At 40.2% G+C, this 13,229-nt stretch carries 9 protein-coding genes; 3 read left to right on the forward strand and 6 right to left on the reverse strand.

Features of this window, described 5'->3' with window-relative positions:
- Positions 1-8: 8 nt before the first annotated feature.
- Together ACWIWK_RS02855 and ACWIWK_RS02860 are read right to left on the reverse strand one after the other, a co-directional pair.
- Positions 9-695: a chemotaxis protein gene (locus tag ACWIWK_RS02855; protein ID WP_454150651.1), complete on the reverse strand. Its 687-nt coding sequence runs from the start codon at positions 693-695 to the stop codon at positions 9-11.
- 186 nt (positions 696-881) lie between these two features.
- Positions 882-1,379, reverse strand: coding sequence for a hypothetical protein (locus ACWIWK_RS02860; RefSeq protein WP_454150653.1), 498 nt, complete (start codon positions 1,377-1,379; stop codon positions 882-884).
- A 182-nt stretch (positions 1,380-1,561) separates the two neighbouring features.
- Here ACWIWK_RS02860 and ACWIWK_RS02865 point away from each other — a divergent pair, with 182 nt between their 5' ends.
- Together ACWIWK_RS02865 and ACWIWK_RS02870 are read left to right on the forward strand one after the other, a co-directional pair.
- Positions 1,562-3,661: an RNA degradosome polyphosphate kinase gene (locus tag ACWIWK_RS02865; protein WP_454150654.1), complete on the forward strand. Its 2,100-nt coding sequence runs from the start codon at positions 1,562-1,564 to the stop codon at positions 3,659-3,661.
- A gap of 33 nt (positions 3,662-3,694) precedes the next feature.
- Positions 3,695-5,821 (forward strand): LTA synthase family protein, encoded by a 2,127-nt coding sequence (locus ACWIWK_RS02870; protein WP_454150656.1) that lies wholly within the window; start codon positions 3,695-3,697, stop codon positions 5,819-5,821.
- Positions 5,822-5,824: 3 nt separating this feature from the next.
- Here the strand turns inward: ACWIWK_RS02870 and ACWIWK_RS02875 are convergent, their stop codons facing one another.
- A complete protein-coding gene (locus tag ACWIWK_RS02875) occupies positions 5,825-6,556 on the reverse strand; it encodes a di-trans,poly-cis-decaprenylcistransferase (RefSeq protein WP_454150658.1) in 732 nt (243 codons plus the stop codon).
- 30 nt (positions 6,557-6,586) lie between these two features.
- A complete protein-coding gene (locus ACWIWK_RS02880; RefSeq protein ID WP_454150660.1) occupies positions 6,587-8,275 on the reverse strand; it encodes an N-6 DNA methylase in 1,689 nt (562 codons plus the stop codon).
- A gap of 138 nt (positions 8,276-8,413) precedes the next feature.
- On the opposite strand from ACWIWK_RS02880, the gene ACWIWK_RS02885 reads away from it, so the two are divergent.
- Positions 8,414-10,891, forward strand: a complete 2,478-nt coding sequence (locus ACWIWK_RS02885; RefSeq protein ID WP_454150662.1) for a heavy metal translocating P-type ATPase — start codon at positions 8,414-8,416, stop codon at positions 10,889-10,891.
- A gap of 1 nt (position 10,892) precedes the next feature.
- Here the strand turns inward: ACWIWK_RS02885 and ilvN are convergent, their stop codons facing one another.
- The gene (ilvN, locus tag ACWIWK_RS02890; RefSeq protein ID WP_454150663.1) at positions 10,893-11,363 is read right to left on the reverse strand and encodes an acetolactate synthase small subunit; all 471 of its coding nucleotides are present in this window, start codon (positions 11,361-11,363) and stop codon (positions 10,893-10,895) included.
- Positions 11,364-11,366: 3 nt separating this feature from the next.
- The gene (locus ACWIWK_RS02895) at positions 11,367-13,157 is read right to left on the reverse strand and encodes an acetolactate synthase large subunit (RefSeq protein ID WP_454150665.1); all 1,791 of its coding nucleotides are present in this window, start codon (positions 13,155-13,157) and stop codon (positions 11,367-11,369) included.
- Positions 13,158-13,229: the final 72 nt, after the last annotated feature.

Raw genomic sequence — 13,229 nt, forward strand, 5'->3', positions numbered from 1 at the left:
AGATAGAGTTATTGTTTTTTACCAAAGGAGGCGATGAGTGCCTCAATTTCATTGTCATCGGCGACATCATCTTTATCATCACCTGCGATATACACTGCTGAGCTCACTCGCTTGCTATCATCGATTTTGCTCTCAAATAAAGAGTTCATATATTGTGCCAAAGCACGCATCACATTGATAACGCGCTCAATTTTTTGACGATGAATATCTTGGAATTGCATCAAATCCATCGCTTGCATCGAAGCATCGCTAATGCTATTGCACGATTGTTTGATTTCATCGCTAAGTGCATTTATTTTTTTTACTTCTTCAAGGGCATTTTGAAAGGTTTTGATATGTGGGAAATTCGTGCATAGCTTGCTAAATATCTCTTCTTGGGAATCTAAAAAGGCTTTTAATTGTTTGTTTTTTTTGCTTATGTCATCAGAGCACGAACTCATAATCTCTAGCTGGTCAAAAATCTGTGTGCCCTTGATTTCAGAATCTTTGGTTACATCATCGAGTTGATGGACGACTTTGTGGTCATCATTTGGTGGAGGTGGGGGCCATTGCCTATCTGCTTCTACGCGATAATTATCTTCTGTGATACATTCTCCCGTTTCGCATTCTTTTGAATCACCAGAATCTTCACCACCATCAATACTTTCTTGGATATTATCACCATCCATCAATGCGTCTAATTCTTCTTGTGTCATTGCTTAGCCTTGCAAAAATTTGCCACTATTATAGCTATGTTTTGGTAGCTTTTGGTGAAAATGCCACATTTTTACGCAAAACTCACATTTATAAGACATAACATTATCAAAGTGTAAATGTATGTGAGAGTCCAAAAATATCATTTTGTAATGTTTTAATCTTTGGGCTTAAGAGAGCCCTAAAGATTAAAAATGCAATCCTAACAAAAATTGCACATTGTGCATTGTGTGAGTGGTGCTTGTGCCTACTAACTCTGGGTTTTGATAAGTGTATTGGAAACTTAGTGCCAAAGGAAGCACGGGGAATTTTACTTTTAACCCAGCATTAAGTGCCCAAGTATCGCTAAAAACTTTATTGAAACTTGAATAGTTTGCTCCGACATAAGGTGTCAATCGCACACCAAGCCCAAAATTTGTGCCAATAGACGCGCCATATTGCCCATTATTTACAGAATCTCCGCCGTATTTTTGTGAATAAAAATCAATTTTTGCCTGAGGAGCGACCACAAAACCAAATGTGCCAAGCCAGATTCTCGCGTATGCGCCATAATTGTTTGGGTTGTATCCATTGCTTGATATTTTGCCACCACTGAGTCCGATTTCAGGACTTACTTCAAGCACACCAAGACTTGCACTAAATGCCGAAGTAACGCTTAAAAACATTGCCAAAAGAAGCTTTTTCATACTATCTCCTTAGATTTTAGGATTGTTTTTATCTTGCAATTTTACTTACCCTTAAATAACGAAAGATTAGGGGTGTAAATTTTGGATAAAAATCGCCAAAATGATAGCATAAAAGCCATTTATTATTATTTTAAAATGTGATTTTTGCTACAATTTTGGAATTTACTTTAAGGAGGTTGCAAATGACAATTACAGATTCTAAGATGTATTTTAACCGCGAACTTTCGTGGTTGAGGTTTAATACACGCGTGCTTGATGAGGCTAAAAATCCAAACATTCCACTTTTGGAGCAATTAAAATTTATTGCTATCTATGGGACGAATTTAGATGAATTTTATATGATACGCGTGGCTGGGCTTAAGCGATTGTATGCGAGTGGTGTTACAGAAGTGGGTGCAGATAAGCTAACGCCATTACAGCAACTTACCCATATTCGCAAATATTTGCATACACAGCAAAATGTGGTGGAAAAGATTTTTGCCGACATCAAAAAGGGGTTGAATGCAGAGAATCTCCACATTAAATCCATTAGCGAGCTTAATGCAAGCGATAAAAAGGTGCTAAAGGAGTATTTTACAAATTATTTATATCCTGTGATTGTGCCTGTGCTTGTGGATTCCACACACCCATTTCCGCATTTAAACAATCTTTCCTTTGCCATTGCATTGAAGTTAAAAAGCGGAGAAAAAACCTTTAAATACGGCATTATCAGAATCCCGCGCGTTTTGCCACGGTTTTTTGAGATTGAGAGTGGCATTTTTATCCCTATTGAGGATATTGTGGGGAGCTTTGCTGAGGAATTTTTTAGCGGGTATGAAGTGCTCACCTATACACCATTTCGCGTTACGCGTAATGCAGATATGGAGATTGAAGAGGAGGAGGCAGATGACTTTTTCCAAATTATGAGCGAGAGCATTAAGACACGGCGCAAGGGCGAGATGGTTCGCTTAGAGATTGGCAAAAGTGAAGAGGATTTGCAAAAATTTGTTTTTGATAGCGTAAAAGTGGATAAAGAGGACACTTACATCTACAATACCACTTTTTTGATTAACCTTAGCGGATTGTGGCAAATTGTCGGCTCAAAAGCGTATGCACATTTGACTACCCCACCTTTTAATCCAAAGATTCTCCCCCCACTTGGCAATAACAGCGATATTTTTTCCACATTGGATAATCATAGTGTGCTTATGTTTCACCCTTATGAGAGCTTTGATTCTGTGGTGCGCTTTATCCAAAGTGCCGCCAAAGACCCAGATGTGCTGAGCATTAAAATGACGCTTTATCGCGTGGGGAAAAACTCGCCAATCGTGCAAGCCCTCATCGAAGCCGCCGAAAACAACAAACAAGTAACGGCATTGGTGGAGCTTAAGGCACGGTTTGATGAAGAGAACAACTTGCATTGGGCGAAGCGACTAGAAGCTGCTGGTGCGCATGTGATTTATGGAATCTCGGGGCTAAAGGTGCACGCTAAAATTGCTTTAGTGATTAAAAAACTTGGCAACAACCTTAAAGAGTATGTCCATTTAAGCACAGGGAACTATAACCCAAGCACGGCAAAGATTTACACCGATTTGTCATTGATGAGTGCGCAAAAGGAGTTTGTTGCTGATGCGGTGAAGCTCTTCCACTCACTCTCCACGGGGAGCTCACATAAGACAATGCTAGGCAAGCTTAAAATCGCTCCCACACAGATAAAGAGCGAGATTCTCTCGCTTATCGAGGGCGAATGCGCTAAAAAAGAGCAGGGGCGAATCATAATGAAAGCAAATGCTTTCGTGGATATTGATGTGATACGCGCGCTGTATAAGGCATCTCAAGCTGGTGTGAAAATTGATTTGATTGTGCGTGGGATTTGCTGTCTGCGACCGGGCGTGAAAGGCGTGAGCGAGAATATTCGCGTATTTTCTATCATTGGGAAATATTTAGAGCACGCGAGAATCTATTATTTCAAAAATGCGAAAACGCCTATTTACTTCGCTTCAGCGGACATTATGCCACGCAATTTGGAGCGTAGGATTGAGATTTTAACCCCAAGTATTAACGCAGAAATGAGCGAAAAACTCCTTGAGATTCTTAATATTCAGCTCAAAGATAATGTCCAAATGCACGAGCTACAAAGTAATGGCGAGTATAAAAAGTTAAGCCCTCTCTCTAACCAAAAACCTCTAAGCTCGCAAATTGTGTTTGAAGAAATGACAACAATGCTCTATAATGAGGCAAATAAAGCCACTCACGCCACAAAGGCAAAAAAACTTGTCAAGCGAATGATGGGCGAGTCTTAAGGGCTTTTGCCTAAGGATTGAGAGGATTTGCGTGTGCTTTTTTACAAACATCGCATAGATTTTGCTGGGAATCCAAGTTATAAAAACTTCATTGCCCTTGCCTTTGTACTAACGGCAATTTTTGGCGTGGTGTATGTGCTTATGCGTGTTTTTATGGTGCAAAGCAACATTGATGGCGCGAATCTTTTGAGCGCGGAATTTACGCAAATGTTTATTATGGGGGCGCGATTTGATATGCGCGTGGTTTGCATATTTGCCGCGCTAGTGGTGCTTTTGGGTTATGTGATGAGCCTTTGTAAAGCGGTGGGCGCACGAGAGAGAGAGAGAGAGAGAGAGAGTAGCGCGGCGCGCGTCCTTTGTGAGAATCTCGCTACATTTATCCCCAAATTTACACTAATCTTAACCGCACTTTGTGCCTTTATCGTGGCATTGAGCGCGTTTGTGAATTTTTATTATTTTGCCACTTATCACACCAAAATTGACGCGTTTATTTTTGGGCTAAAAGACGATGAGACAGCTACGATTTTAGGCATAATTTTTAATGATTATCCGCTGGTGCGCGTGATTTTAGCAAGTGTGATTTTTGGCGTTGTGTGCTATAAAATTGCAAAAATTATTTTGGGTGCAAATCTTGCGCGATTCACGCGCTTTTTAAACCTCGCTAGATTCGCTAAACTCCCACGATTCGCACGAATCGCATTTATTTTAGTGGTGAATCTTTTGCTTTTGGGTGTGATATTTTTGGGGATTCGTGGCTCTGTGGGGACATTTCCGCTAAAAGAAAACGAAGCAAATTTTAGCACAAATCCACAGCTTAATCATATCGCTATAAATCCCATAATGGCGTTTGTTTGGGCACTTGGCAACTATCAAAATCAAGATAAATTCGCGCCCATAGATTCGCAGGATTTGAAAAATTTACAAGCCGAACTTTTCCCCATTTTTGCGCACAATTCGCAACAATCTATCACAAATCCACCGCATATCGTTGCCGTGCTAATGGAGAGCTTTGGCAATAACGCATTGTCGCTGTTAGATTCGCCAAATTGCGATTTGCTAGGGAGTTTTAGAGCGCATTTTGAATCTGGCAAGATTCCACACAAAAATCAGCGCGATTTTACATTTAGCGCGTTTTTATCCGCGCAAAATGGGACTGTGGCAAGTTTTGCGGAGCTATTTTTTAATTCACCAAGTGCTACGATTAGCGTAAGTAGCGTAAAAAATCGCAAAATTGCGCTCACGCCCTTTGATATTTACAAACGCGCGGGGTATGAAGTGATTTTTATCACTTCGGGCAACCGCTCGTGGCATAATTTAGGCGATTATATCATCACACAGGGCACGGATAAAGTTTTTGATAAAAGTGAGCTAATACGCCTTTATCCCCAAAGTGCGGAGTTTGAGAGCGATTATGGTGTGCCTGATGAATACGCTTTCAAACTTGCGCTTGAAGTTTTGCAAAATGCCACAAAGCCCACATTTATCGCAATGCTAACGATTTCAAATCACCCGCCTTATGGTTTGCCTAGCCATTTTATCCCGCCAAAGTGCGATATAGAGCCGTTGCGTGAGTATTTTAACAATGACAATACTGCTAAAAACCGCGAAGCTATGAATGCCTTTGCATACTCAAGCAATGCGTTTGGCGACTTTGTGAGCGCGATTAAGGCAGATTCGCGCTTAAAAGATTTAACTATTATCGCTGGGAGTGGCGACCATAAATTGCGCGACTTAAAGGCTTCGCAAAATCTCGCACTAGAACACTCTGTGCCGCTGTATATGTATATCCCACCGCGCTACACGGGTGATTTTAAGGGATTTGCGTTTAAGCGCGATAAACTCGGTTCGCACAAGGATATTTTCCCCACGCTGTATGCGTTGAGTTTGAATGACTATGATTTTTTAACGCTGGGTGGGCGCAATCTCTTTGATAGTAATGCAGATTCGCGCTACAACTTTGCAATCAACGGCGCATTGTGGATTGATGAGTTTGGAATCTACCCAAATGGCGCAAAAATGGGCTACACATACACATTGCAAAACGGCGAATTTGTAATGAGTGGCGAATCTGTCGCATTATCGCAGGAAAAAGCGGACTTTATGGAGCGATACAACGCGCTAAATAGAGCGCAAATCAACTATCGTGTGGGAGATAAATAAAAGCTAACAATCTGTTAAACCACCAAATTTTCGCACACGCTTATGAAATTGTTTAATGATAGATTCTAATTCCTTAGCACTAAAGTCTGGCCACAGCGTGGGAGTGAAAAAGAGCTCTGCATACGCACACTGCCAAAGTAAGAAGTTTGATAAGCGCATTTCTCCTCCTGTGCGGATAAGCAAATCCACCTCGCTTGCTTCTTTAGTATCAAGGGCGTTTTGAATGTGGTTGGTGGTGTATTCTACTGCCTTTGTGTGCGAGAGATTGCGTATTTGAGTGAAAATATCACATTTTTGCAAGTTTAACACTGCACGAGCGATTTCGTTTTTCGCACCATAATTGAGCGCGAGAAATTGCGTTAATCCTGTGTTTTTGGCGGTAGATTGTTGCATTTTTGTGATGAGCTTTTGGAGTTTTGGCGAAAAGACACTTATATCCCCAATAACCTTAAAACAAATATTATGTTTCTCATAAGTTTTGCGCTCACTTTGTAAATATTGCTCTAAGAGTTTCATTAAAAATTCTACTTCTTGTTTGGGGCGTAACCAATTTTCGGTAGAAAAGGCATAAAGCGTGAGATAGCTAATGTGTGCCTTAGCGCAGTATTTTGTGATTTCACGCACGACTTTTGCTCCCATTTTATGCCCATAAGTGCGCGTTTTGTTGCGATTTTTCGCCCACCTACCATTGCCATCCATTATGATAGCGAGATGCTTTAAGTGTTGTTGTGTCATCGTGTCCCCATATAAGTTCTTATTTGGAATCTAGCGCAATTTTTCTAATGCTTGACGCGTGAGTTCAAGTTTGTTTGCCAAATCACAAATTGCTTGAAACTTTTGCTCGGATTGTTTTTGAAAATCTGGTGGAATGCGCAGATTTTTAAGAGATTGTATATCAATGGTTTTGCTGTGGCTTTCATACAGTGTGCTTAAGTCTTTTTGCCCTGCTTGTGAGTAAAAATAACAATATAGCCCAATGGCTTCACTTTTGTTTTTACACCGCACGATGACGATACCAGCATTTGCCACAGCGAGCTTTTGAGCGATATTTTGTGAAAATATCGTTACTTTTGGGGTATTTCCACGCAATGATAAACAAATATCAAAGGGTTTTAGCGCGTATTTTTTAATCTTTGCCTTATCGCCAAAGTGTCTTTTTGAGAGGAGATTCTCGCTAAATCCATATTCGCTAAAATCTGCCAATCCCACATCAAAGTATTGCACCTTTGTATCGCTTTTGCCACCATATACGCGTTGCCCGCGAAATATATTTACATCGAGTGCTTGGAGGCTTTTGCCTCTACTTAGTGATTTTTTGGCAAGGAGGTCTTTTGGTGAAATGGGTAGGCTGTAATGCGTGGCTTGCGTATAGGGAAGCAAAAAGCAAAAGTCGTTATTCTTGCGCTTGAAAAAAGATTCTAAAAGAGAATCAAGATTGATGAGGCGATTGTATTTGCCATCTTTTTTCCAAAACGACTCGCTTTTAGCATCAATGTTTAAAATATGTTTGTTGTTTGGAGAGAGCACAAGAATGCAAAAATCGCCACTTTGATAGGGAAAAATATTTTTAGGAAGTTCGATGATTGCTTCAATCAACCGCTCTTTGTGCAATCTTTTCATAAGTTCGCTTTCAAGGCTTAGCTTTTGTAACGCCAATGTGCGTAAAATAAATACACCGCGCTTTTTGAGATAAAAAAGTGAATGGATTAAAAACGCCCATTCTGGGTAAGTTTTTATCAATCCACCCACTACATTGTATGGGTGGTTGCTAAATCGTTTGTCGTTTTTTAAATACTGCACGCCAATGTGCGCAGAAAATGGCGGATTGCAAATAATTTTATCAAACTTTTGATTAAAAAATTGCGCCTTTAAAATGTCGTTAATAATAAGGTTGCTAAAGTCGATTTGGGCGAGCTTGCAAGTGAGTCTAGCGACCTTTGCCAAGTGGGAATCTAGCTCCTCGCCAAAAAGAGCGATTGTGGCTTTTTTATTTTTACACCGCACGATTTGAGAAATCATCAAAAACAACGAACCAATGCCATAACACGGATTATATACACTTTCATTTGATTGAATATCAAGCAGTCGCACGAGCAATTCATTGACTTCAAGCGGTGTAGAATAATAAAAGAGCTTGTTGGCAGTCTTTTTTTGCGTGATAATGTGTAAAAACTCTTCGATACTTGAAAGGGTGGTGTCAGTGTTTTTTATGGTTTTTAAAATCTTTAAGGCATTAAGGCTTGGATTTATGCGGGTAAAATCTTTCCCAAAAATCTCACTAAGCACAGAATCTAGTGATATTTGCTTGCGCTTATTGCCTAAGTCGATGAGGTTTTCTAACACATCATTGTAGGAGTTTTTTATGATAAAAAGCTCAAGCATTATGCTGATAGAATCAAGCATATCAATATGGTAGCGTTTAATGTATTCAAAGCATTGTAAGAGTTTTTCCAATATAACTTGCTCCAAAAAATTTATTATCAAAGGTTAATTTTAGCAAAAACTTTTTACTTTTTGTTTTGCTTCTTTAAAGAAAGCGGGGTTTGGTTATTGTATAATCGCACAAAAATTACACTAGGACGAGGAATTAAAGTGGAGCGATGTAGCCATTGTCATCTGCAATATAAAAAAAGCGCACTTAAAGAAGTCTTGTTAGAAAATGGCGAAGTGTTATATTTTTGTTGCAATGGCTGTGAGGGCGTGTATTTCTTACTGCAAAAGGCAAATTTGCAAAGCTTTTATGAAAAAAGGGGTGAAACAACGCTCAAACCACCAAGCCAAGATGTGGAGCAAGATTTAGCCTTTTTTGATTCGAGCGCATTTAAAGATACATATATTAGAGATGCTCAAGGGGGCTTTAGTGCGTGCTCACTCATTCTTACTGATATTCATTGTGCGGCGTGTGTATGGCTTAATGAAAAGATTTTAAACACACAAAAGGGCATTAAAAGTGCGAGCGTCAATTACACTAACAATCGACTTTTGCTTGTGTGGGATAGCAAACAAATCAAGCTATCACAAATCATTAAACTCATTCGCTCTATTGGTTATAATGCGTTTGCTTATGACCCCAAACTCCAAGAAAGCAGGGACAAACAACAGACTAAAGAATATTATATTCGCGTGATTGTCGCACTTTTTTGCACGATGAATATTATGTGGGTGGCGGTGGCGCAGTGGAGTGGATATTTTTCGGGGATTTCGCGTGAAGCGAGTGATATTTTGAATATCGCTTCATTTTTACTCTGCTCAATCGCGCTTTTTTATTCAGGTTTTGTATTTTATCGTGGGGCGTATTATGGGCTTAAAAATGGCTTTGTAGGAATGGATTTATTAGTGAGTGTGGGCTCTAGCCTTACTTTTTGTTATTCTATTTATGCGGCGATTACACATAGCGGGGAGACATATTTTGAATCTGTTAGTATGATTATTACCTTTGTGCTTATTGGTAAGTTCCTTGAAGTGCGGAGTAAAAAAAGTGCGGGCGAAAGCCTTGATGCGCTTAATGCGTTTTTGCCTCAAAGTGTGAATGTGTGTGAAAATGGCGATGAGAGCAACATTTGTATCAAAAAGCCAGAGGAAGTGCAAGTTGGGGAGTGTATTTTGGTTTTGCCCGGAGAAAAAATCGCCATTGATGGAATCTTGCAAAGCACAAATGGACTATTTGATACAAAGGCAATCAATGGCGAGAGTATGCCCGCCCAAAAGCTTAAGGGAGAGGAGATTTTTAGCGGATTTGTAGCAGTAAATCAAAAGATTCTCTACTCCACAACAAAAACCTTTAAAGAAAGCCTTATGAGCAAAGTCTTAGAGCTTGTAGAAGAGAGCCTCATACACCGCCCACATATACAAAATCTCGCTAATAGCATTAGTCAAAATTTTTCGCGCACTATTTTAGCCATCGCCCTTTTGTGTTTTTTTGGTTGGCATTTTGGCGGTGGGTTAGATATTGAGCATTCTCTTATTATCGCTATTTCAGTCATCATTATTGCTTGTCCTTGCGCCCTTGCGCTTGCTACGCCTATTGCTACGATTGTTGGGATTGCACAAAGCTATACAAAAAACATCATTTTTAAGCAGGCGAGTTTTTTAGAAACGCTTGCAAAGGCAAGTGTTGTGGTGTTTGATAAAACAGGCACACTCACACAAGGCAAGCCAAAGGTGAGAAAACAACATTTGTTTTCTCATAAGCACGGACAAGGTGTGCTTATCAAAGAGGATAAATCGTGTCTAGATTCTCAACATTGGCTTATTTTGTATTCTTTGGTGAGTTTTAGCAAGCATCCCATTTCAAAAAGTATCGTGGAATTTTTACAACACTCTTTCCCCAATGCCAAAACCACCAAAAAGCTTTATATTAGCGATTTTAAACAAGTTGATTCTCAAGGCATTGAGGGATTTTATGAAGGGGGAAAGATATATGGTGGAAGTTTGGCATTTTTACGCGAGCAAAATGTGGAGATTCCCCAAATTGCCTTAGGTGAAGGTATGATTTTTGGCTTTGCTTTAAATGACAAACTTATCGCAATTTATGAGTTAGAAGATTCTCTCAAAGAGGGAGCAAATGCCCTTATTACTTATTTACGCGAGCAAAATGTGCGTGTGGCGTTGCTAAGTGGTGATAGAGAGCAAAGTGTAGAAAAAATCGCATCAATGGCTGGGATAGAGGAATTTTACGCCACACAATCACCTTTGCAAAAAGGCGCGTTTGTAGAATCTTTGCGCCAAAGTGGAGAGGTTGTCGTTATGGTTGGTGATGGGATAAATGACGCGTTGGCACTTAGCAAGAGTGATATTGCTATTTCTATGGGGGCGGGGAGTGATATGGCGATTTTAAGCAGCGATGTGGTGATTTTAGATGATAGTTTAAAGTCCCTCAAAGATGCCTTTATCCTCGCTAAAAAGACTTTTGGCACAATCAAACAAAATATCATCATAAGCATTTGTTATAACGCACTTACCATACCAATCGCGCTTTGTGGGTTGATTATCCCGCTTTTTGCTGCACTCTCAATGAGTTTTAGCTCGATTCTTGTAGTGCTTAATTCACTGCGCATTAAACGCGCGTAGTCTATGTGCGTTCTATGGCGACTGCGCCACTTCGTATCATTTCTTTGGGTTTAAAGATTTCCACCGCCTTTAAAAAGCTATCAATGCGTTCAGGAGTATCATTCGCGCTTATGATGATGTATTTTTCATTCACTTCGGCGATGATTCCATTATAAGCTCGAGCAAGTGCTTCAATCTCACTTAATGGCTGTTTGGTGGGAATCTTCACAAGAGCCATTTCCCTTTGCAAGACTTGTTCGCTTTCTACCACGCTTAAAACAGGGATTAACTTATGGAGTTGTTTGACAATTTGTTCAAAAACCTTTAAGTTGCCATTTGTCGTAATGGTAATATAAGAAAGCTCACTATTTGGCACAGGCGCGACACTAAGCGATTCTATATTGTAGCCTCTCCCAGCAAAAAGCCCAGATACACGCGCTAATACGCTATGTTCGTTGATGACGGTTACACAAATTGTTTTTTTGCATTCCATTTTCTATCCTTTTTTCTTAAACACAAGCATTTCATTAAGCGAACCACCCGTTGGCACCATTGGTAAAACATCTTCGTTTCTATCGATGAGCACTTCTAAAAAACTCACTTTTTTAGAATCTACACAACGGCGCAAAGCTGGCAAAAACTCACCTTTTTCACTCACACGCTCTCCAAACCCACCAAAAGATTCTATGAGTTTAATAAAATCAGGTTGTAGAGTTAAATCCGTATGTGAAAAATGCTCATCGTGAAAGAAACTCTGCCATTGGCGCACCATTCCTAAGTAGTTGTTGTTTAAAATGATATTTATCACAGGGATTTGAGATTGCACGCAAGTCATTAGCTCTTGGATATTCATTAAAATGCTTCCATCGCCTGTAATGTTGATGATAACTTCTTTTGGTAGTGTGGGATTTTTTTTGAATGCGATTTCATTTCTGCCACCACTTGAATCTACACATTCTCTAATGAGTGCGCAATACGCACCCATAGCCGCTGGCAAGCCAAATCCCATCGTCCCTAATCCTCCGCTAGTGATAAATTGTCGGGGAAAACTAAAGGGATAAAATTGTGCCGCCCACATTTGATGCTGTCCTACATCAGTGGCGATAAGAGCGTTTGCCCCAAATTCCTTGCCAAGTATTTCAATGACCCATTGGGGCTTAATCACTTCATCGCTATCATCATAATCAAGTGGATGCTCTTGCCCGCAGAGTTGGAGTTTTTCATTCCACGCATCAATTTTGCTTGGCTCATAACGCGTAGATTCTGCATTTGTAGAATCTTTAGAAAATATTTCTGCTAAAAGCTCCTCTGCGACATTTCCCACATCGCCTACGATTGGATAATCCACGCCCACAATCTTGCCAATGGAGCTTGGGTCAATGTCAATATGCGCGATTTTGGCATTTTTGGCAAAGGTGCTAAGTTTGCCTGTTACGCGGTCATCAAAGCGTGCGCCAAGACAAATTAGCAAATCGCATTCGCTCATTGCGATATTTGCTGCGTAAGTGCCGTGCATTCCTACCATTCCTAATAAAAATGGATTACTAGATTCCAAACAACCTCTTGCCATAAGTGTCTCAACGGCGGGAATCTGTGTCTTTTGCACGAGTTCTCGGACTTTTTGACTCGCTCCACCTAAAATCGCTCCACCACCGATGTAAAAAAGAGGTTTTTTGGCATTAGCAATAGCATTGGCGAGTTTTTTGATTTGGCGTGAATTTCCCTTTAGTGTAGGTTTATAAGTGCGCAAATCAATACAATCTGGGTAGATAAATTCCCCAACACTCCTGCTGATATCCTTTGGCACATCGATAAGCACAGGTCCGGGACGCCCACTTTTAGCAATATAAAATGCTTCTTTTAAAATTCTAGGGAAGTCTTTAATGTCTTTGACTAGGTAGTTATGCTTGGTGCAGGGGCGTGAGATTCCCACTGCGTCAATTTCTTGGAAAGCATCTGTGCCAATTTGGCTCACAGGAACTTGTCCGCTAATGATGACAAGCGGGATAGAATCCATATATGCCGTAGCAATTCCTGTAACAGCATTAGTAAATCCCGGACCCGAAGTAATAATCGCCACACCCACTTCTCCGCTGGCACGAGCATAGCCATCGGCGGCGTGGATAGCGGCTTGTTCGTGTCGCACCAATATGTGGTGGAAGTGTTGTTGTTTGTAAATCTCATCATAAATATACAGCACCGCACCACCCGGATAGCCAAAGATGATTTTGACATTTTCTAGTGCCAAAGATTCTATAAGCATTTGCGCGCCTGTAAGTTTTTTCATCATTTTCTCCATTTGTAATTTGTCGTGTTTATTTAGCAAAAAAAAGCCTTATTGTAGCAATCAACTTGTAAT

The organism is Helicobacter sp. 23-1048, from assembly GCF_053654545.1.

What these genes read in the sequence shown, in the direction of transcription:
- ACWIWK_RS02855 (WP_454150651.1), bottom strand. Translation starts at nt 695, where the DNA reads ATGACACAAGAAGAATTAGACGCATTGATGGATGGTGATAATATCCAA.
- ACWIWK_RS02860 (WP_454150653.1), bottom strand. Translation starts at nt 1,379, where the DNA reads ATGAAAAAGCTTCTTTTGGCAATGTTTTTAAGCGTTACTTCGGCATTT.
- ACWIWK_RS02865 (WP_454150654.1), top strand. Translation starts at nt 1,562, where the DNA reads ATGACAATTACAGATTCTAAGATGTATTTTAACCGCGAACTTTCGTGG.
- ACWIWK_RS02875 (WP_454150658.1), bottom strand. Translation starts at nt 6,556, where the DNA reads ATGACACAACAACACTTAAAGCATCTCGCTATCATAATGGATGGCAAT.
- ilvN (WP_454150663.1), bottom strand. Translation starts at nt 11,363, where the DNA reads ATGGAATGCAAAAAAACAATTTGTGTAACCGTCATCAACGAACATAGC.
- ACWIWK_RS02895 (WP_454150665.1), bottom strand. Translation starts at nt 13,157, where the DNA reads ATGAAAAAACTTACAGGCGCGCAAATGCTTATAGAATCTTTGGCACTA.